The 21,431-nt window shown below is 41.5% G+C and carries 14 protein-coding genes; 4 read left to right on the top strand and 10 right to left on the bottom strand.

The features are described from left to right. Nucleotides 1-12: 12 nt before the first annotated feature. A complete protein-coding gene (locus AC3KZC_RS18465; protein ID WP_490577673.1) occupies nt 13-240 on the top strand; it encodes an ATP-binding protein in 228 nt (75 codons plus the stop codon). 185 nt (nt 241-425) lie between these two features. On the opposite strand, the gene AC3KZC_RS18460 is transcribed toward AC3KZC_RS18465, so the two are convergent. The 4 genes from AC3KZC_RS18460 to AC3KZC_RS18445 all read right to left on the bottom strand — a co-directional run bounded on the left by AC3KZC_RS18460 (nt 426) and on the right by AC3KZC_RS18445 (nt 4,071). Further along, nucleotides 426-758 (bottom strand): PBPRA1643 family SWIM/SEC-C metal-binding motif protein, encoded by a 333-nt coding sequence (locus AC3KZC_RS18460; protein WP_490577674.1) that lies wholly within the window; start codon nt 756-758, stop codon nt 426-428. Between the two features lie 156 nt (nt 759-914). Then, nucleotides 915-3,068 (bottom strand): ATP-binding protein, encoded by a 2,154-nt coding sequence (locus AC3KZC_RS18455; RefSeq protein ID WP_490577675.1) that lies wholly within the window; start codon nt 3,066-3,068, stop codon nt 915-917. A gap of 12 nt (nt 3,069-3,080) precedes the next feature. After that, nucleotides 3,081-3,764 carry a response regulator gene (locus tag AC3KZC_RS18450; protein WP_490577676.1) on the bottom strand — a complete coding sequence of 228 codons (684 nt, stop codon included), beginning with the start codon at nt 3,762-3,764 and terminating at the stop codon, nt 3,081-3,083. A gap of 31 nt (nt 3,765-3,795) precedes the next feature. After that, on the bottom strand, nt 3,796-4,071 hold the full coding sequence (locus AC3KZC_RS18445; RefSeq protein ID WP_490577677.1) for a hypothetical protein: 276 nt from the start codon (nt 4,069-4,071) through the stop codon (nt 3,796-3,798). Nucleotides 4,072-4,410: 339 nt separating this feature from the next. Between AC3KZC_RS18445 and AC3KZC_RS18440 the strand changes: the two genes are divergently transcribed. Then, the gene (locus tag AC3KZC_RS18440; RefSeq protein ID WP_490577678.1) at nt 4,411-5,793 is read left to right on the top strand and encodes an MATE family efflux transporter; all 1,383 of its coding nucleotides are present in this window, start codon (nt 4,411-4,413) and stop codon (nt 5,791-5,793) included. A 150-nt stretch (nt 5,794-5,943) separates the two neighbouring features. After that, nucleotides 5,944-7,152, top strand: coding sequence for an aromatic amino acid transport family protein (locus AC3KZC_RS18435; RefSeq protein ID WP_490577679.1), 1,209 nt, complete (start codon nt 5,944-5,946; stop codon nt 7,150-7,152). A 92-nt stretch (nt 7,153-7,244) separates the two neighbouring features. Here the strand turns inward: AC3KZC_RS18435 and AC3KZC_RS18430 are convergent, their stop codons facing one another. The 4 genes from AC3KZC_RS18430 to AC3KZC_RS18415 all read right to left on the bottom strand — a co-directional run bounded on the left by AC3KZC_RS18430 (nt 7,245) and on the right by AC3KZC_RS18415 (nt 11,291). Beyond that, nucleotides 7,245-7,862, bottom strand: a complete 618-nt coding sequence (locus AC3KZC_RS18430) for a PqiC family protein (RefSeq protein ID WP_490577680.1) — start codon at nt 7,860-7,862, stop codon at nt 7,245-7,247. Beyond that, on the bottom strand, nt 7,855-9,519 hold the full coding sequence (pqiB, locus tag AC3KZC_RS18425; RefSeq protein ID WP_490577681.1) for an intermembrane transport protein PqiB: 1,665 nt from the start codon (nt 9,517-9,519) through the stop codon (nt 7,855-7,857). Before pqiB ends, AC3KZC_RS18430 begins: the two co-directional genes overlap by 8 nt. Beyond that, complete coding sequence (locus AC3KZC_RS18420) at nt 9,503-10,738, bottom strand: PqiA/YebS family transporter subunit (RefSeq protein ID WP_490577682.1); 1,236 nt, start codon at nt 10,736-10,738, stop codon at nt 9,503-9,505. The genes pqiB and AC3KZC_RS18420 overlap by 17 nt, the downstream gene beginning before the upstream one ends. Before the next feature lie 73 nt (nt 10,739-10,811). After that, entirely contained in the window at nt 10,812-11,291 is a 480-nt protein-coding gene (locus tag AC3KZC_RS18415; protein ID WP_490577683.1) for a hypothetical protein, read from the bottom strand. 185 nt (nt 11,292-11,476) lie between these two features. On the opposite strand from AC3KZC_RS18415, the gene AC3KZC_RS18410 reads away from it, so the two are divergent. Beyond that, nucleotides 11,477-12,673, top strand: coding sequence for an iron-containing alcohol dehydrogenase (locus tag AC3KZC_RS18410; RefSeq protein ID WP_490577684.1), 1,197 nt, complete (start codon nt 11,477-11,479; stop codon nt 12,671-12,673). A 45-nt stretch (nt 12,674-12,718) separates the two neighbouring features. Here AC3KZC_RS18410 and AC3KZC_RS18405 read toward each other — a convergent pair whose 3' ends face one another. Further along, a complete protein-coding gene (locus AC3KZC_RS18405; protein WP_490577685.1) occupies nt 12,719-14,866 on the bottom strand; it encodes a CHASE2 domain-containing protein in 2,148 nt (715 codons plus the stop codon). Between the two features lie 63 nt (nt 14,867-14,929). After that, the gene (locus AC3KZC_RS18400; RefSeq protein ID WP_518525934.1) at nt 14,930-21,427 is read right to left on the bottom strand and encodes a PKD domain-containing protein; all 6,498 of its coding nucleotides are present in this window, start codon (nt 21,425-21,427) and stop codon (nt 14,930-14,932) included. Between the last annotated feature and the right edge of the window lie 4 nt (nt 21,428-21,431).

The raw sequence follows: 21,431 nt of genomic DNA, 5'->3' as shown, positions 1-21,431 counted from the left end.
GTTTGTAATAGCATGCTTGTGACTATAGCGCGGGCGTTAATTAACCTCATAAAAAATGCAGTTGAAGCAAACCAAAGTGCCAATCGGCAAGACTTAGATATTGAGATTATCTGTCAGTTACATGATAAAAACCTACAGTTCAGCATTTATGATCACGGTCCGGGTATTGATAATCCAGATAATTTATTTGTGCCATTTTACAGCACCAAACCACACGGTTTAGGCATTGACGGATGCTGAGTCGGCAAATTATTACCAATCACTTTGGTCGCTTAAGCCTAAAAAACGGCCCAAATGGTGGGGCAGTGGCAACCGTAACGCTGCCAAGCCAGTAAGAGTCGGGGTGTTTGGCTAAGCTTTATGGAACACTAAAAATATATTGAATTTAGTTGATAACAGCTTGCCAAGTTCACAGGTTTATAGGACTAACCACAACACTTTTTGTATTTTTTACCACTGCCGCATGAGCAAGGATCGTTACGCTCAGGGGTTTTAGCGAAGACTTGTGGAGCTGGTTTGTTTAATGCGACATCAAGCGCTTGAATGTCTTCAGCAGCATCACTGTTAATGTGAAACTCAGCAACTAACTGATGTTCAAATAAAATTTTCTCAAGTTCCAACTGACGTGCAGTCGATTGAACATGTAATTGTAATGGATCGCTTAGGCTGCCTAATTTTACATTCGGCTTTGGCTTATAGGTGCCGAGGTTGTGTTTACCCATCACAATTGGGCGACCACGGTAGAAACATTTAGACATTGCTGATCCTAATCAGGGCACAGGTCATTCGCTGCGCTTAAAAATGAGCACGCATGCTAACAGCTAAAGCACTTTTTGGCTAAAAACAATCACACTTATTTGCATTGTCGCTGCAAGATTCAATCATTAGGTAGGATTTATTATCTAGCGTACAGGCTATTTATTACATACAGGGAGTTTAATCGATATTTTTAACCCACCTAATGGACTTGCCGTTGCGCGAATTTGCCCTTGGTGTGCGTGGATTAAATTTTTGCAAATGGCTAATCCTAAGCCGGAACCGCCTAATTGACGCGAGCGAGATTTTTCTACGCGGTATAAGCGTTCAAATATTTGTTCAAATTGGTCGCTTGGTACACCAGGTGCAGTGTCGTTGATTGAAACAATAATAAAGTGGTTTTTTGCGTAAACCGACAGTGTAATGGTGCCGGGTTTATCGGTATACAGGCAGCTGTTGGCTATGAGGTTGGTCAGTACTTGTTTGATACGGTCGCAATCCCATAACACAGTTTGCTGTTGTAAATTGATTTCACATTGCCAATTAAAGTTATGATCTTTGACGTAATTGGCAAATTCATGTTGCCAGCTTTCAAATAAAGCAGCTGCAACATGGCTTTGTTGGTTTAAAACCAAATGGCCACTATCGGATTGCGCTAATTCATAAATATCTGAAATTAAGCGATTAATATCAATCACCTTTTGATTCATTTGCGAATAGCTCGATTGCACGTCACTAATTAAGTTATGTTGCAAAGCATTCACTTGTAATTTCATCGACGTAAGCGGCGTTCGCAGCTCATGGGAAATATCTGCTAGGAGCTGATCTTTTTGTTTTAGAAGCTGTTCATTCAGCTCATTGCGTAGTAATGCCATTTTACGGCGTTGCCAAATATTGAAAATAATGGCACTAAATAACAGCAAGCTTAAACAGAACAGCGTAACTAACCATTTTTTAGTGGTTTGTTCGGTTGCAATAATTTGCTGTTGTGCTTTTTCATTTTGCTGTAACTGACTGACCTTGAGCTGTTCTTGTAATAAATTAACGTCCTTTTTGCTTTTTTCTTGTTCTTTAATACGCTCGCTTGAAATATCTTCTTGGTATTGTTGGTAAGCAAGTTTTAGATGGGAATAAGCGGCTGAAAAATCTTGTTTTAGCGCCAGTACATCCGCGAACTTTTCGTGAGCAGGGCGAACTAAGGAACTGTTATTTAATGATTGAGTCATGGCTAAATATTGCTCTGCATGACTAAGTGCTTGGTTAAGCTCATTAATTTCAAGGTAATAATCGATAAAATGACTGTGAACCCGACTTTGCGCAAAGGTATCATTGGTCAGTCTTGTGGCATTTTGGGCATGATTTAGATGAGTTAGTCGTGCGTTGGGATTATCTAACTCTTTATATAAATCAGCGAGTTGTAAATGAGTTTGCGTGGTTGCAGCTGGAGCATCGGCTTTTAAAAATAGCTCAATGGCTTTTTCATTATATTCGATGGCTACGCTCAGCTGTGTTTTTTTATGGGCCAATTTAGCAAGTTGGCTGTAATCAAACGCGCTATCTTTACTGTTGTTACGGGCTAAATCGATTTTTAATGCTTTTTGGTAAAACTGTTCAGCTTGAGTCAAATCATTGGTTTTCATGTATAAATTACCAAGATTATAAAAATTAGCTGAAACGGTCATTAAATCCTTACTGTTTGATAGAGCCTGCATGGCATTGAGTTGATAGATGAGCGCTTGCTCATAATCGAGTTCTGTTTCAGCAAGTACACCGAGTGCATTATAAATCCGTGCCATCCCCGAGGGACGATTACTCTGGCTATAAAGTTCAAGCGCAATTTGATAGTTTTGTTTCGCTAAACTGTATTTGTTGAGGTTGCGTTGATAGATACCCGTCATACAATAGAAGTTTGCTTGTTCATTAGTATTAAAGAGCGCCAAGTTAAGGTTTACAAGCGGGTGCACATGCTCAAGCATAATACGTTCAGCTTCGGCATAATGGTTTCTATTTTGTGCAATTAAGCTTTCTTCAAACCAAGCCATTATGGTTATTTTTGGCCATTGACTTTGTTTTAGAGGCGCTAAAATAGCAAGCGCTTCGTCATAGCGTCCCCGGTGCCAATGCAAGGTGGCCACACTGATAGTGACATCAGCCTGTTGCTCGCCGCTCGTATTGTTTTGCATTTTAGTAAGCTGTGCTAAGGCATCTGTGGCGGCGAAATTAAAATTGTTGAGGTCAATGGATTGCGCGTGAGCATGGGTCAAATAACACAGTAATAAAAAAACAGCGATATAACGACGAAAATAATGCAAAAGAAACACCTTTTAATTAGGAGTATTGCCAAAAAGAGCCATATTGATGCGGTAACCTGCGCCATAAACAGATTCAATAGGGGCAACTGCGTTGAGAGACACCTTGAACTTTTTTCGGATGTTTTTGATATGACTGTCGATAGTGCGATCGTTAATATCGTGTAGTTCGGGGTAGGCTAGTTCGATAATTTTGTCCCGTGAAAAAATGCGCTCGTGATTAATAAAAAGTAACTCAAATAAGCTAAATTCCGAATGGGACAGTGATACTACCCCAAGCGGGGTTTTTATTTCAAGCGCATCTGCATTAAGGGTTAAGGTATTATATTGTACTTGGCCAATACTGCGTTTTAATATTGCTTTAGCACGTAATACCACTTCCATGGCATCAAAGGGTTTACAGATATAATCATCAATGCCGAGTTGTAATCCTTGCAGTTTTTTTTGCTGTTCAACAATGGCGGTGAGCATCACAATTGGCACATCGGAAAATAAGCGAATTGCTTGGCAACACGCCATACCATCTTTATTTGGTAACATTAAATCAAGTAAAATAAGGTCGGGTTGATAGCGTTTTACTGCATTTACCACCAAATCTCCGTCGTCAATGTGCAAGGTATCAAACTGATTCGCTCGGAAAAAAAGCTCAATTCCTTGCGCTATGCTGAGATCATCATCAACAATTAAAATTTTCTGCATAGTGATTTCCCTAAAATTTGAACGCGGTATTTTAGCTATTTATAGAATAGATGGAATCATTTTTTCTCGCTTTAAGTTGCTGTCGGATCAAAATACCATTATTTGATGTCGCCAGTGCAATTTCGATTTTATGTTTAATTGAGTTATCAAGGCTTTGATCAAATAACATCATTTCTAATAAGTTGAATAAGCTTTCTAATTGCTCCAACTCATTGTTTTTATAAAGCTCATTACAAAGGATTGGGAATCCTAAAGCATCTAAAGTGGAAATGATTTTTTGATTAATAGCTAATCCTACTGATCCCATCGCGGTTTTCTCCTAAAAAACAATAGCGTAATTAGATGCCATAATTGTGCATCAAATATGGATCAGGATTAAAAATGAGTTATTAATTGCGGTGGGCTGATATGCAAGGGAGAGTCTGTTTTTTGCAGCAATATGATTGCAGTTTTTAAAATCGCAATTTGAGCTATGGGCAAACAAAATTATCTTGTTAACCTGAGCTTTGGTTAAGTGATTTACTAACGTATTTATATTGAATTGGTCAATGTTTTTTCAAGTCTGTAGCCGCTGGAGATAAATTTATTATCCAGAGCTCAGGTTTGTTATTATCGGTTTCCCTGTATGTGTTTTAAGACAATATAAATGAAAGACTTAACGCAAGGATCTATTCCTAAATTACTCATTAATATGGCTGTGCCTATGATGATTGGAATGCTGATCCAAACTTTGTATTTTTTAGTTGATTTGTATTTTGTGGGTCAACTTGGTGATACCGCTTTAGCTGGCCTCAGCCTTGCGGGCAATGCGATGTTTTTAATTTTTGCATTAACTCAAATTCTTAATGTCGGTACCACGGCACTGATTTCTCATGCTGTTGGGCGCAAAGATGAAGCGGATGCAAATGCCGTGTTTAACCAAAGTATGTTACTTGCTTGCCTAATGGCGCTAGTTGTAGTGATTATTGGCTATTTTGGTGCGCCAAGCTATTTAGCCAGTATTTCATCGGATGCGGCAACCATAGCTGCAGGGCGCGATTATTTATATTGGTTTTTGCCCGGTATGGCGCTGCAATTTCCATTGGTGGCGGTGAGTGCTGGTTTGCGTGGCACAGGAATTGTAAAACCCACCATGCTGGTACAAACCCTGTCGATTATTGTTAATATTATTTTATCGCCAATTTTAATTGCTGGTTGGGGCACGTCTGTTGCGATGGGGGTTGCAGGAGCAGGGTTAGCAAGTTCGATTTCGGTATTTGCTGCGGTATTATTGCTTTGTGTTTATTTTGTTAAAGCTGAAAAATATATTTCGCTTAACCCAAGTTTATGGCGCTTTGATACCCAGATTATAAAGCGTTTGCTTGGTATTGGATTGCCAGCAGGGGGGGAATTCTTTTTAATGTTTGCCTATATGGCACTGATCTATTGGTTAATTCAACATTTTGGCCCTGATGCTCAAGCAGGTTTTGGTCTAGGCTCTCGTATTATGCAGTCATTGTTTTTGCCAGCGATGGCGATAGCCTTTGCAGCACCTGCTGTGGCGGGGCAAAACTTTGGCGCAAAGCGGTTCGATCGGGTACGTGAAACCTTCTTTTGGTCGGCGTTATTGACATGTAGTTTAATGGCGGTATTAACGCTGGTGAGTTTTTTAATTCCCTCAGTGCTGGTCGGTGGTTTTTCTGGTGATCCTGAAGTTGTGTTAATTGCAGCTACCTTTTTACAAATAATTTGTATTAATTTTATTCCATCTGGTGTGGTGTTTACCTGCTCTGGGCTTTTTCAGTCTTTGGGAAATACCCTACCAGGCCTGTATAGCACAGCGACACGGGTTCTGATTTTTACTGTGGTAGCCGTTTGGTTAAGCCATCAGCCTGACTTTACCCTTACGCAAGTGTGGTATTTGTCTGTAATAAGTGTGTTTATTCAATCGGTTGTCAGTTTCTTGTTGCTCAAACGAGAGTTTAAACTGCGTTTACCTCGCGGTGATGTTGATGAACCTGTGGCGGTGAAGCTTGAAGTGAGCCAATAAAGTAGAGCATGTTTACCTTAGATACACATTCGTTGTGTAAATCAATTATTACAGTAAAGACGTGGTGTTTGCCGCGTTTTACTTCCCTTTTAACTGCTTTACGTTTACGTTAACTGACTTTGTAGTTTCTACCATCATAAGGCGTGTTGTGTGAGTAAAAATAAAACCTTTGGCAGTATGTTAATTATTGCAGGAACCACGATTGGTGCCGGAATGCTGGCGTTACCTATCGCCTCTGCGGGATTAGGGTTCTCGACCTCAATAGTGGTGATTTTAGCGACTTGGTTATTAATGACTTATACCGCTTTACTGATGCTTGAAGTTCACCAACATGCGGATGTTGATGCAACACTTAATACATTAGCTAAAAAATTGTTGGGCAGAAGAGGGCAGGTGATCGCTAATTTTTCAATGATTTTTCTATTTTATGCCTTATGTGCGGCTTACATTACCGGTGGTGGTTCGCAGTTACAAATTAACCTTAATAATTGGTTTGATTGGCAATTAGCCCCCCAAGTCGGCGCCATTATTTTTGCAGTATTATTTGGGTTTATTATTACCCTAGGTACTGGCACGGTCGATAAAGTAAATCGTGTTTTATTTATCACAAAAATAGTGGTGTTAGGGGTAATGTTTTACATGTTAACGCCCTATGTACAAATGCAGCATTTACTTGAAATGCCATTACAGCAAGGCCTTATTTTATCGGCTATTCCTGTGGTTTTCACCTCGTTTGGTTTTCATGGTTCGATCCCTTCTATTGTTAAATACGTCGGCAAAGATATTAAAGTGCTACGAAAAGTGATGATTGTGGGGGCATCGTTGCCGTTAGTGATTTATCTGTTTTGGCAAGTGATAAGTCAAGGCATGATGAGCCAGCAAAGTTTACTGCAAAGTGAAGGGTTACCTGGTTTTATCGCATCGATTGCCACCTTGTTAAATAATCCTGCAATTAGTAAAGCCGTTACCATTTTTGCAGATTTAGCGCTCGCCACCTCTTTTTTAGGCGTGAGTTTAGGTTTGTTTGATTTTTTCAGCGATACCTTAAAAAAGTCCAATACTAAACAAGACCGTTTAATCACCGCGATTGTAACCTTTACGCCTCCCCTTGGTTTTGCACTTTTTTATCCGCAAGGGTTTATTATGGCGCTGGGCTATGCGGCCATCGCACTAGTGGTATTGGCGATATTTTTACCTGTAGCGATGGTATGGCAGCAACGACGTAAGCAAGATAGTTTACCAGCAGGCTATCAAGTGGCGGGTGGCCGATTTGCCTTGGTTTTTGTTGCGCTATTAGGTGTGCTGATCATCAGTGCGCAGGGCTTACAAATGTTTGGGGTTATTCCTGCTGTCGGTTAGTAATCCGTTCAAATATGATATTTTGGCTTAAAAAGCAAAAAGGCGATGAGGGATCATCGCCTTTTTTACGCAAATGAGTTAACTGCTTTTATTTAGTGTTTGTTTGGTTGCATTAACTCAATTAATGCAGCGCTGCTTTGTTGATTCACTTGTTGCCAAGCGGTTTCAAGTGCATTGACTAAAGCAGGGTATCCATCTTGAGTTAAATCCACTGAGAACGTAAAGTAGCGGCTCACTTTAACCGATTGCGCTAGGCCTGCTTGATATTCAACTATTCGCCATAACCCACTTATTTCAGCATTATTGTTGAGTCCACCATTAAATTCAGTAATTTCCCACTGTAGTTCGTAGTAACTTTGTGTATGACTAAAAGGCAGTGCTGCGCGTTTTTTACTCACAAACATGGAGGGCAGTGCGAGGGTGAGGTATTGCTCTGCACTATTGAGTAGCATGCTGTCAATCGGTTGATCCCATAGATGGTGGCTAGCATTGCGCATTTGAGTTGTATCACTTTTCATGGCAATGCCTCTATTATTAATGGCACCGTACAATACTGGTTCAGCTAATACTAATGCGACGGTATTTGCGTTGGTAGCAATGATTTTATTGGGATTTTCGGTAGCAAAATGATAATAGCTAATAGTTGCAGGAGCTGATGAGCAACCGGCTAATACGATGAAAACCCAAAATGAAATGAGTGGTTTAATCATTTTGTTTGCTCCTAGGTTGTAAATCTTCGATTGGTTGTTTATCAAAAATAAGCATGTTCGGTTGTTCATTCAGAGATTGACCGATAGGTTGTAGCTGTTCGGCCAATTTTTTCATCTCTTCTACAGTACGATTAATATCATGATAAACAGGCGAACCTTGCTGATAATCGGCCATGGTTTTGGCAAATTGCTTCATGGTTTGATCAAATTGCCCCATTGATGAGGTGATTTTATCTAAGCTTTGTGTGAGCTCTGCTGGAATTTCTCGTGTATTACTTTGATTTATAAAACTACGTAAATCCCCCGCTAATTTTTCATACTCTTCGACAGCTGTGTTGAGCTGCGTTAAAGTATTTTCGATATCGAGTTTATTTATTTTAGCCATTACTTCAGATAATTGATTTGTTAACACTGAAAAGCCACTGGATATACTTGGGAAAACACGATGATTAGCTAATGTTTTTGGCATATAAGGTTCAGGATCAGGGTAAAAATCAAGGTCAACATATACTGCGCCTGTGATTAAGTTGCCTGGTTTAAGTGATGCTCTTAGGCCATTGCTAATCCACTTTTGGCTATTTTCTTGCCAAAACTCTTTTGCAATCTTAGCTTCATGATAGATGCGGCGGTATTCGATTTTTATCATCACGGGTACAGCCGTTGAATCAGACATAAAATGAGCGGGTTTACCATCAATGACTAAAATCGCGGGTGCCTCAACAACAGTACCTACTCGTGTTCCTCTATATTCAACTGGCGCACCTACACGCAATCCACGGATAGATTGCTCAAATTCAATCACGTAATAATCGTGTTCGTAATAACGCTGCTCGAGCGCGGTTTTATAATCATCACTGAGTGAGAAGGTATGGCCATTTTGCACTATCTCGCCTGGGTTTTCACGCTCAGGGACCATAAATGAAATCCCGCCTTTGAGTATTTTACTCAGCGAGCCTGTTTTGATACTCAGGCCATCTGCATTAAGATCGACTTCGATACCAGAGTGAACCCAAAATACACTGTTGAGCGTGATAAGGTTTTGATAAGGAGCTTGAATAAATAGACCATAACGCATGGTTTGTTCTTGCCAATCAAACGTTGCCGTTTCGACCTGACCGACTTTAAAGCCTTTGTAAAATACACCTGTTCCAACATCAATCACTTCGGCATCGCGGCTTAATAATTTAACGCGGCCCCCTTCGATATCGTTAGCGATAAGCGGCGGATCGGTGAGTAATTGAAATTGATGTATTTTATTTTTATCTTCACCCGGTAAAAACTCAATGTAAACGCCTGATAACAGCGTCGTCATGCCTGTAATGCCAGTTTCATCAATCCGTGGTTTGACTACCCATAATTTGGCGTCTTGGGTTAATAAATGGGTGTAGTGATTGTCGATTTCTGCTCGCGCGATAACGCTTTTTTGATCGTCCGAAAGACGGGTATGGCTTATCACCCCAATTTTAACACTGCGCACTTTAATTTCGGTTTTACCATTAATGATCCCTTCAGCCGAAGGCATTTTGATATAGATGATTTCACCTTGCTCCATTTGATACTTATAAAGCATCCAGCAAGCTACAAATAGGCTAATAACAGGCAAAAACCATACTAATGAAAGGGATTTTTTTTGTTTTATTTCAGCGGGTGACGACATTACTTTCCTTAGGTTTTTTATCCCAGATTAAACGAGGGTCAAAGGCATGAGCAGCAAGCATCGAGGCAATGACCATTGCAGCAAAAAAGAGCGCCCCTTTTCCGGGTAATACAGACATAATATTTCCCAGTTGGACTAAGGCGACTAGTATAATAACAACAAAAACATCTAGCATAGACCACTTACCAATAAACTCTGTAACTTTATAAAGTTGTGTGGCTTGTTGTTGATTAAAGTTACGTGTTGAACTGACATTGATACAGAGGGTAGCTAGCACAAGAATTTTTGCAATTGGGACTACCACACTGGCAACAAAAATAATCAGTGCTATTGGATAAGAACCCATTTTCCACAAGATCAAAATCCCCCCCATGATAGTAGATGGTTCATCTTGCGATAATACGACGGTGTGCATAATAGGGTATAAATTCGCGGGAATATATAAAATTAATGCGGTTATTAAAAATGCCCAGACGCGTTGAGTTGATTGAGGGTTGCGTAAATGTAATGGGCTGTGGCATCTAGGGCAGTAGTCATCTTGACTTAAGCAATCACAGACGTGGCATGCTTTTAATTCACTTTCTATTGCTCGAGTACTGATCTGCTGAATATCAGAAGAAGGAGTACTATCAATTTGCAGCCATAATTGCGAGTAATTGATGCGGTATAGGCAGCCAATATACAGTAAAACAAACAAGCAAAAAGACCAAAAACTTAAACCAAATGCAATATCGGCCATCGACATAATTTTGACCATGCTAATTAAAACACCGATTAAAAATATCTCAGACATGACCCAAGGTGTCAGTGACAGTGTAAATTTTAATAATCCACGAGCTAAGTGGTTAGGCAGAGCTGATAGTGCACCCAATTGCATAACAATGTGTGATACTAATAAAATAAACGGGAGTAATATGATACATAAATCGAGTAATGCTCCCAAAATAGGTGTTTGATAATTAAATAGAATTTTAGCAGCATCAAGTAGTGTAATTGTTTGGGTCATGCCTTGATTACTAAAAGAAATAAAAGGATAAAAAAGTGAACTCAGCAGCATGATTAATGCACTGAGCGCCATTGAAATAACCGTTGCTTGATTATGAAAGTTGCCCCTTGAAAGCTGGTGACCACAATTTGGGCAAAGTGCCCGTTGATTGCTATTCAAAGCGGGTAAATTAACGAGGAAATCACATTGGGGACATGCAACTAAGTCTGGCATTAACTATCTTCGTTTATTTTAAAACAATAATTTTGCGTTAGTTTTCTGATTTTATCAATCGAAGTTCAGTCGATCACCGCAATATTTGACTAATCTTTTGCCATAAACGTTGAGAAGTCGATTTCACATCATGATCACTCTTTTTTGCATAAGGAGCTGTTAACAAAACCGTCATATTTTTTAATTGTATGATGTTATTTTCGCGTCTGCAGGTTTGCTGTATTACATATTCATCTGAAGGGCCGTGGCCTTTTAATTCAATTTCGATATGACCTAGGGCTAAGTCAGCAATGGTAATTTTTTTTTCACCACTGTATTCACATGCTCTGTGATTAACAGCCCCAGCACTCATGCTTACCAAATCGCCCAATTGCACTTCTTCACTTAAACAAAATGGAAAAGTAAAGCAGTGGTTATGAGTCACATTAAATGATTTACGTTGGTAATCGAGAGTTAACAAAAATGGGTCATCGGTTTGATAATCAAATGTTTTGCCTTGAATAGGCGCTAAACTAGCTAAAGTTTGTTTCGACAAACCATCAACGTGGATCACGATAACTCCTTATGTTATGAATCAATTAAGGTAAGATGATTATTGTGATTTATACATGTTACAGATGTATGACAATGTGGTCGAAATTGTTTTTATTTTACACATTTTTAATTTCTTTATTTTATCTATAAAGACCAATCTGTTAGGTTAAAGAACTTAATTACTGCCCTATGTGTGCCTCACTTATGTTTTTTTTGTATCGAGTTTATCAGTTTACTTTAAAAGCGTTCGTCGCTTTATACCCTTTCCCTAAACCCGACTTATATATCGGTGAACAAGGTCTTAGTGATTTTGTGTGTGCGTTATCTGCTGCTAAACATAAAAAAATACTCGTAGTCACTGATAAAGTACTTAAACAATTATGTATTATTGAGCCTATAACGGATGCACTTAATGGCAATAAACACCAATATATTGTATTTGCGGATGTTGAACCGAATCCAACGATTGACAACGTTGAGAGTGGGGTAGAGTGCTATTTAGACTACCAATGTGATGCCATAATTGCCATTGGTGGAGGGTCTGTGATTGATTGTGCGAAGTTAATTGGTGCACGTGTTGTCAGACCACATAAATCGTTAAAGCAACTCAAGGGGCTATTTAAAATAGTAAAAAAGCTGCCGCCACTTTACGCTGTGCCAACGACAGCGGGCACGGGTTCTGAAACAACCGTCGCGGCGGTAGTATCAGATCCTACGAGCCATAAAAAATATGCTGTGAGTGATTTAGTGCTAATGCCCAAAGCGGCTTTATTGTACCCTGCTTTAACTGTGAATTTACCTACTCCTTTAACTGTAACCACCGCCATGGATGCGCTCACTCATGCGATAGAGGCATTTATTGGGATTAACGGACTTGCCTTTAGTGACCAAAAAGCCTTACTTAGTGCCAAGTTAATTTTAACTTATCTTCCAAAGTGTATTGCCGACCCAACTAATTTACATTATCGAGAACAGCTACAGTTGGCTTCATTTTATGCTGGTGAAGCATTTACCAGAACATCAGTAGGCTATGTTCATGCCATTGCCCATAATCTTGGGGCTAAATATGGCATTGCTCATGGACTTGCCAACGCCATTGCTTTACCTCATGTGCTTAATTGGTATGGAGCCATTATCGAAAACAAAATGGCTGTTATGTATGATTTTTGCCAATTAGACTTAGGTGCTAAGTCTAACGAAGAGAAATCTCGGGCATTTATAACATTAATTGAACACCTCAATGCCTCATTTGATATACCTACATATTATGCGCAATTACAATCGTCCGATTTTCCTGGATTGGTAAAAGCTATTTTAGCCGAGGCCCATCCTGATTACCCTGTACCTCGATTTATGAATAGTCAAGAGTGTGAGCAGTTGTTAATACAATTGGCTACGTGATTATTTAATATCCGCTATTGATAAAGAAGATGATCAGAATTGTAGTTATTTACTTGTGTGGGTAAAAGAGCCATCCCAAGGCTGGGTTGGCGGTGTGGTTGTGTAAAGCATGCAGCGCTCTATATAAGTTTTAAATAATAAACAGGGGGTTTTATCATTTAAAACTTTAAACTCCAATAGCGCAGCAGCAAATTCACTATGCCAATAAAGCTCTAATGCTGCTTCATAAGTGACAAGTTCAGCTAAAGTTGTTTCATTGAGCTGCTCTAATAATCCTAACGGTTCAAAAATGGTTACTGGTAACTCTTTTCCTTTTACTTTTACTTTATCAACTGTACGGTAGATAAACTCAGGTGCCAATATTTTAGTATTTTCACTGACAATAATATCGACACCGTACATTTTAGTGATCCCCTCAAGACGCGACCCTAAATTAACCGTGTCACCCATCACAGTGTAAGCAATGCGAAACTCGCTACCCATGTTACCGACACTCATGTTGCCGCTTGCAATCCCAATTCCTACTTTTATTGCTGGCCAATTTTTGGCTTGGAATACTTCGGTGAGTTTTTCCATTTGAATAATAATATTTAACGCTGCTTTAATTGCATGATTAGCATGGTGCTGATCATTAATCGGTGCCCCCCAAAATGCCATTACTGCATCGCCCATATATTTATCGATAGTGCCTTGCTGTTGGTGAATACACTCAGTGATAGGGGTTAAGAATTCATTCATCAGTACAGTTAGCTCTGTAGGCGTCATTTTTTCTGACATAGTGGTAAAATTTCGTACATCGGTAAAGAGGACACTCATAATGCGGTTTTCGCCTGCCAATGACATTTCAGCTTGGTTCGAATCGAAGTCAGTAACTAGTTCATGGGGAATGTATTGGCTAAACACCTTTGATAAGCGGCGCTTTTTCTTTTGTTCTACAAAAAAGTTGTAATTGAGGTGCAAAAAACCACTGATGAAAATAAAAAATAACGGTGTGGCTAAGGTAAAAATCATATTTTGCCAATGCCAAAAATACAAATTAAGTGCGCAATAAAATGCAGTCAGACCAATGATAAACAGGGCTGCGCCTATTGATTGCAAAAAAGGAAAAATAAAACTCATCAGCATCGCTAAAATAAATAAACTAAATAACTCAATGCCTAAACGGTATCCTGGTGCATGCTTAAATCGTTGCTCTAAAATTGCAGACACTATGTTGGCATGAACTTCTACTCCAATGTAACTTTTGCCAACAGGGGTTGATCTCAAATCAAGAAGCCCCGATGCACTCGTACCTAGCAATGCTATTTTTCCACTGAGGGTTTCTATCGGGAGTGTTTGGTTTAACACTTCGGTTGCTGAAATATAGTTAAAACTACCTTGTCGGCCTCTAAAGGGCACGTAAACAGAGCCACTTAGGTCGACTGGAATTTTATAATTGCCCAGTTTTATAAATTCTAGTGAACGCAACGCACTTTGTTCATTTCCTGAAAGTTGAAATTCGATAGCGGGTTGGTTGAGGCTTATTCGTGCAAGTTCGAATGCAAGTGAAGGGTATATTTGATTGTTGTAATATTGAATGAGTGGCACTTTTCGCAGCGTTTCATCATCCCGAATATAGTCAAAAAATCCGCCAAAACCAGAGGCTTGTTGCAAAATGGGTAAATTGGCTGCATATCCTGTACCGTAGTGCAAATCGTTTTTAATTTCGTTGAGTATATCAAGGGAGGCAAGGGGTGTAGGTAATTCCCCATTGGTTTGTTGGTCATAAATACTGTGTTTAAACACAATACCCATGACCGCATCACGGGCAATAAGCGATTCGGCAAACCGTTGGTCGTGGTCGAACTCTTGCCGTAATAGTTGATATTGGGCTGCATCGAACAGCCCTTTATTGAATAAAAGTTGTAAAGTATTGAGTGAGTTATTCGCTTGAGCTTCAGCAAATACAGCATCAAATCCAATGCTTCTGATTTGGTAATCATCAAATAAGCGATTAACTAACAGTGCTAATTTATCCCTTGGCCACGGCCATTGTCCTTCATCAGCAAGACTTTTTTCATCAATATCAATAATGATGATTTTATCATCGATACTTTGTTGCATGGTCATGAGTAAACGTAGGTCGTAGAGGTAGTTTTCAACTTTAGTGATGATAGACCAATTGACATGCCCACTTGTATGAATTGCAAGCATAAAAAATACCCCACTAGATATAAGTAATCGAAAGAGGTATTTTTTTACTGTTTCAAATTGCACTTATTGACCAGCTTGCGAAACAGAATAAACATTAGCTTGATGTTTTGGATCGCGCCTAAACATTGGCCAAGCAGATGTTGCTAATGTTTGATTTGTCACTGCAATTGAATAGAGCTTTCCATCGGTAGAGGTGATGTAGATATTTCCATTGTAAAAGACAGGGGATGATTTAATGGCTGCGCCTGTTTTGAATTTCCATAGTAAAGTGCCATCGGTACTTTTTAATGCATATAAATAACCATCGGAGGAACCAAATATGACAGTTTGATTATTGCTACTGTCAACTAATAACATTGCGGAACCAAAAATTTGGTTTAAAGTGGTATAACTCCAGATCACAGAACCTGAACTGCCAATGGCATAAAATTTATTATTATTCGAACCAACATACACTTCTTTGTTGGTGCCTAATATAGCTGGGCTGATCGCACTTCCTGAAATTGTAGTGAACGGTTGATAGTTAAAATTTAAGCCATCTGCATAACTTACTGATTGAATTCCTGAATCATTTGTTCCAATAAAAAGATTGGAGTTAGCATCTAACATCACAGATGTACTGCTGGCCTCAGGAAGGATTAAAGATGCACTTGAACCAGAACTACCATTTGTTTCTGAAAATTCATACACATATTTATCGGCGCCCACCACATAAATATTACTGTTTGACCCGGTCGCAGCGGCGCTAAAAGCATCGGTATGGGTATATGACCAAGTGGTTGTATCCGATGCGTTAACAGCATAAAGCACATTACTAGCTGAAAATAAAATATCATCGGTAGTGAGTAATGTGGCTTCATTTAAAATGGCACTGGCAGTAACATGCTCCCACTGTTTAGTTCCTGTACTATTGAGTTTATAGAATTTCTGATCTTGAGAGCCGATATAGATATTATCAGAGGCATCAATCAGGGGTGATGCAGAGACTTTATTACCTGTGGTAAATTCCCAATTTTTGCTGCCTGAACTTGAGATTGAATAAATTCTGTTATCGTCACTGCCAAAAATAATATTGCCTGAACTATCCACCGCAGGGGAAGAGATAACAGCGGCATCGCTCGCAAAACTCCAATTTAAATTTGGCGAGTAAACAATAACATCCACCGAATCTTCAGCGAAAGCAGAGTCATCATCTGTTGCTTTTAATTTGAAGGTGAGTGTTTCACCAGAGCCGCCATTTTGTGGGGTTGTAAAAGTTAAATTAGCTGTTGTCGCATTCACCAATGAAACTGTGGTGCCTGCGGCTTGAGTCCACTCATAGCTACTAATGGTGCCGTCATTATCAGATACAGTACTGGTAATTGTAAGTGTTTCTTGCCCAATTGCTGTTAAGTCACTTCCTGCATTCACAGATGGAGCAACATTGGGTAACTGCAGGGTGATTGAGACGGTATCAGACCCTGTTAAACCGCTGTTGTCAGTCGCTTTAAGCTGAAATACTAAGGTCTCTTGTACTTCAAGGCTTGGTGCAGAAAAGGTTGCGATATTACTATTAGCATTGTTGAGCGAAACAGAGATATTGCCAGAAAGTTGCGTCCACAGGTAGCTTACAACCGAGCCATCGTCAGAAGCACTCCCAGAAAGCGTCACCACTCGACCTGTATGTAATGTTTGATCAGCCCCTGCGTTAACGGTCGGAGCGGTGTTTGGCACAAATACCAGTACTGACGTTGTGGCACTGTTACTTGCGTTATCATCATCTGTGACTGTTAAGCGAAATATAAGTGTGGTATCCGAACTAATATTTGGAGCAATAAAGCTAATTGTGGATGTTGTTTTACCAGAAACCGATACTGTAGGGCCGCTAGTTTGTTCCCACGCAAAGCTTTTAATTGTGCCATCAGGGTCAGTTACTGAAGCAGAGATAGAAACCGATTGATTTCGTTGAACGCTTTGTGAGCTATTTAAGGTAATTACGGGAGCAATATTGGGCGGTTGCACGGTGACTTGCACTGTGTCTGTGGCCGCTTCGCCATCATCATCGGTCACGGTCAGCATAAAGGTCAGTGGCGTGTCGCCCGAGACTGTTGGGGCCGTAAAGGTGGTGCTGGCTGCATTGGGTGATGAAAGGGTGACCAACTGGCCCGCAGTTTGTGACCATGCATAGCTTACAATGGTGCCATCGGGATCGGAGGCTGTACCACTGAGCGTCACTAATAACGCAGAATGAAGGGTTTGGTCGGTACCGGCATTCACGTTGGCTGCTTTATTGGGCGGTTGCACGGTGATTTGTACTGTGTCTGTGGCCGCTTCGCCATCATCATCGGTCACGGTCAGCATAAAGGTCAGTGGCGTGTCGCCCGAGACTGTCGGGGCCGTAAAGGTGGTGCTGGCTGCATTGGGCGCTGAAAGGGTGACCAACTGACCCGCAGTTTGTGACCATGCATAGCTTACAATGGTGCCATCGGGATCGGAGGCTGTACCACTGAGCGTGACTAATAACGCAGAATGAAGGGTTTGGTCGGTGCCGGCATTCACGTTGGCTGCTTTATTGGGCGGTTGCACGGTGATTTGCACTGTGTCTGTGGCCGCTTCGCCATCATCATCGGTCACGGTCAGCATAAAGGTCAGTGGCGTGTCGCCCGAGACTGTTGGGGCCGTAAAGGTGGTGCTGGCTGCATTGGGCGCTGAAAGGGTGACCAACTGACCCGCAGTTTGTGACCATGCATAGCTTACAATGGTGCCATCGGGATCGGAGGCTGTGCCACTGAGCGTGACTAATAACGCAGAATGAAGGGTTTGGTCGGTGCCGGCATTCACGTTGGCTGCTTTATTGGGCGGTTGCACGGTGATTTGCACTGTGTCTGTGGCCGCCTCGCCATCATCATCGGTCACGGTCAGCATAAAGGTCAGTGGCGTGTCGCCCGAGACTGTCGGGGCCGTAAAGGTGGTGCTGGCTGCATTGGGCGCTGAAAGGGTGACCAACTGGCCCGCAGTTTGTGACCATGCATAGCTTACAATGGTGCCATCGGGATCGGAGGCTGTGCCACTGAGCGTCACTAATAACGCAGAATGAAGGGTTTGGTCGGTGCCGGCATTCACGTTGGCTGCTTTATTGGGCGGTTGCACGGTGATTTGCACTGTGTCTGTGGCCGCTTCGCCATCATCATCGGTTACGGTCAGCATAAAGGTCAATGGCGTGTCGCCCGAGACTGTCGGGGCCGTAAAGGTGGTGCTGGCTGCATTGGGCGCTGAAAGGGTCACCTGTGGGCCCGCAGTTTGTGACCATGCATAGCTTACAATGGTGCCATCGGGATCGGAGGCTGTGCCACTGAGCGTCACTAATAACGCAGAATGAAGGGTTTGGTCGGTACCGGCATTCACGTTGGCTGCTTTATTGGGCGGTTGCACGGTGATTTGCACTGTGTCTGTGGCCGCCTCGCCATCATCATCGGTCACGGTCAGCATAAAGGTTAATGGCGTGTCGCCCGAGACTGTTGGGGCCGTAAAGGTGGTGCTGGCTGCATTGGGTGATGAAAGGGTGACCAACTGGCCCGCAGTTTGTGACCATGCATAGCTTACAATGGTGCCATCGGGATCGGAGGCTGTACCACTGAGCGTCACTAATAACGCAGAATGAAGGGTTTGGTCGGTGCCGGCATTCACGTTGGCTGCTTTATTGGGCGGTTGCACGGTGATTTGCACTGTGTCTGTGGCCGCCTCGCCATCATCATCGGTCACGGTCAGCATAAAGGTTAATGGCGTGTCGCCCGAGACTGTTGGGGCCGTAAAGGTGGTGCTGGCTGCATTGGGCGCTGAAAGGGTGACCAACTGGCCCGCAGTTTGTGACCATGCATAGCTTACAATGGTGCCATCGGGATCGGAGGCTGTACCACTGAGCGTGACTAATAACGCAGAATGAAGGGTTTGGTCGGTACCGGCATTCACGTTGGCTGCTTTATTGGGCGGTTGCACGGTGATTTGCACTGTGTCTGTGGCCGCCTCGCCATCATCATCGGTTACGGTCAGCATAAAGGTCAGTGGCGTGTCGCCCGAGACTGTTGGGGCCGTAAAGGTGGTGCTGGCTGCATTGGGGGATGAAAGGGTGACCAACTGGCCCGCAGTTTGTGACCATGCATAGCTTACAATGGTGCCATCGGGATCGGAGGCTGTGCCACTGAGCGTGACTAATAACGCAGAATGAAGGGTTTGGTCGGTACCGGCATTCACGTTGGCTGCTTTATTGGGCGGTTGCACGGTGATTTGCACTGTGTCTGTGGCCGCCTCGCCATCATCATCGGTTACGGTCAGCATAAAGGTCAGTGGCGTGTCGCCCGAGACTGTTGGGGCCGTAAAGGTGGTGCTGGCTGCATTGGGCGCTGAAAGGGTGACCAACTGGCCCGCAGTTTGTGACCATGCATAGCTTACAATGGTGCCATCGGGATCGGAGGCTGTACCACTGAGCGTGACTAATAACGCAGAATGAAGGGTTTGATCTGTGCCCGCATCAACTGAGGGTTTTAAATTGGGTGGCTCAACAGTAATTAGGAGTGAATCTGATGAACTTGCACCCGAATCATCAATAACAGTAAGTGAAAAGAGTAGTGGCTGGTTTTGTGTCACAGTTGGAGCAATAAACGATGTGTTTGGTGTATTGGAGCTTGATAATATCACTGAGGTGCCACTTAATTGAGCCCATTGATAACTCGTTATTATGCCATCACTATCAGAGGCAACCCCTGATAGTGATACTAAGGAATTGGAAACAACGATTTGGTCATCCCCAGCAAACACAGTTGGAGGAACAAGTGGTTTGACGATTATGGCCACTTGAGCTGTGCTTGTAGCATCTTCGTTGTCTGTTACTGACAGTGAAAAAAGCAAATCGCTAATGACGGTTACTTTAGGGGCTGTGATTGTAGTCACTAAGCTAGCAGCATTACTTATTTGAGCTGTTGGCCCGCTTATTTGTTGCCAAGTTATAGTTGTAATTGTGCCATCGATATCATTCGCCATGCCGCTTAAAGTGGCTGATGATTCAGAGAAAATCACTTGAGGATCACCAGCAGATACGCTAGGTACACTATTAACTGGCAGGACTGTTATTGTGGTACTCGCCGTTGTTATTTCGCCATCATCATCAGTGGCTTGAACTTGCATCGAAATGCTTGTTTTGATTGCAACAATAGGAGCAGTAAAGTTAATTGAAGGCGTTGTTGCGCCATTGATAGTGACCTCAGGCCCACTTGTTTGAGTCCAAGCAATGTCGGCGATACTGCCATCTGTATCTGAAATCGATGCATCAACAGTGATATTTTGCTGCTCGTTTACCTCGAAGTTCTGTGTTAATAGAATTTGCGGAGCTCGGTTTCGAGCAATAATGCTGATAGTTATTGATTTAGTTGTAACAGCACCAAGATTATCAGTAGCACTGATGGCTAAGGTTGCTGTGTTATTAGCTAATACATCAGGAGCCGTTATAAGTAAATTAACCGTGTTTTGTGCACTTAAATTTAAAGTCGGACCACTGGTTTGCTGCCAAAAAACATCTGCGATTGATCCATCTGGATCTGATATTTGAGCTGACAAGGTGGTACTTTGTGTACCAATCATTTCAATAGCATTTGAAACCGAAATAACAGGCGATAAATTAGTAACATGTTTTTCTTTGAGTACGGCTTCATCTACTGTGAAGGGCGGTGTTGAAGCAAAGTTATCCATGTTATTGTTTTTGAATCGATTAATTTGTTCATTAAAATTAATATCTTGGGGTAAAGCTTGTTGCTCGCCATATTTGTTTATATAGACAAGAGGATTTCCTTGAAATTGGCCATCAATCACGCCATCGGATAAATCATCAATAATAGCCAAAATGGTATTAAAATTAGGTTCAGCAAATCCGAGCTCTAACGCTACACGATTAACTAAATTAGCTAAACCTCCTAATACTAATGCGTATTGAAGTTGTTCTGCAGAGGATGATACCGCAGGAGATAGGGTATCGGCAGGCACAGTATTAATCACATCAAACCCAAATGCTTTAGCCGCATTTTGTTGGTTCAACGATAACGTTTGAAAAAAATTATTGCTTGTACTTTCTGCTTTGGTTTTTTTTATAATCGCTGTCGAAGCAATCGTTAATGCCACGGCAGTTTGATTTGGGAAAATAATCGAACTTAAGCCTTGGTCTTGTGTAAAGTTGATCCGACGTTTGAGCGCAATATCAGGTTCTTGATCAGCTTCATCAATGTAGCTGCCACCAAACGATTGAATCAGTCGAGGATTTTCACTAATGGGTATTTCAGCAACAAATTGGCCTAGTGCATTAGTTTGAGTCGTGAAAACAGGAGTTAAATCACTAATACTACCTCCCTCATCTAAAAGAAATACTTTGATGGTGGCATTGATTAAAGCACCTTTAGAGGCTGCGCCTACCAATGTTTGAATTTGCGTTTGAGCGGTTTCTACTTGTATTGCTGATTGCTCTTTATCATTACCACAGCCAGTGAGTTGTAATAACCAACAAATAAAACACAGTTTCAAGATAAGAATAAGGCGCATTTTA

It is taken from the genome of Pseudoalteromonas sp. J2K-J031 (genome assembly GCF_058197095.2).
The sequence above is the reverse complement of the archived record's forward strand: the minus strand, read 5'-3'. Positions and strand labels throughout refer to the sequence as shown.

What these genes read in the sequence shown, in the direction of transcription:
- AC3KZC_RS18450 (WP_490577676.1), bottom strand. Translation starts at nt 3,764, where the DNA reads ATGCAGAAAATTTTAATTGTTGATGATGATCTCAGCATAGCGCAAGGA.
- AC3KZC_RS18430 (WP_490577680.1), bottom strand. Translation starts at nt 7,862, where the DNA reads ATGATTAAACCACTCATTTCATTTTGGGTTTTCATCGTATTAGCCGGT.
- AC3KZC_RS18440 (WP_490577678.1), top strand. Translation starts at nt 4,411, where the DNA reads ATGAAAGACTTAACGCAAGGATCTATTCCTAAATTACTCATTAATATG.
- AC3KZC_RS18410 (WP_490577684.1), top strand. Translation starts at nt 11,477, where the DNA reads ATGTTTTTTTTGTATCGAGTTTATCAGTTTACTTTAAAAGCGTTCGTC.
- AC3KZC_RS18465 (WP_490577673.1), top strand. Translation starts at nt 13, where the DNA reads ATGCTTGTGACTATAGCGCGGGCGTTAATTAACCTCATAAAAAATGCA.
- pqiB (WP_490577681.1), bottom strand. Translation starts at nt 9,519, where the DNA reads ATGTCGTCACCCGCTGAAATAAAACAAAAAAAATCCCTTTCATTAGTA.
- AC3KZC_RS18400 (WP_518525934.1), bottom strand. Translation starts at nt 21,427, where the DNA reads ATGCGCCTTATTCTTATCTTGAAACTGTGTTTTATTTGTTGGTTATTA.
- AC3KZC_RS18460 (WP_490577674.1), bottom strand. Translation starts at nt 758, where the DNA reads ATGTCTAAATGTTTCTACCGTGGTCGCCCAATTGTGATGGGTAAACAC.
- AC3KZC_RS18405 (WP_490577685.1), bottom strand. Translation starts at nt 14,866, where the DNA reads ATGCTTGCAATTCATACAAGTGGGCATGTCAATTGGTCTATCATCACT.
- AC3KZC_RS18420 (WP_490577682.1), bottom strand. Translation starts at nt 10,738, where the DNA reads ATGCCAGACTTAGTTGCATGTCCCCAATGTGATTTCCTCGTTAATTTA.
- AC3KZC_RS18445 (WP_490577677.1), bottom strand. Translation starts at nt 4,071, where the DNA reads ATGGGATCAGTAGGATTAGCTATTAATCAAAAAATCATTTCCACTTTA.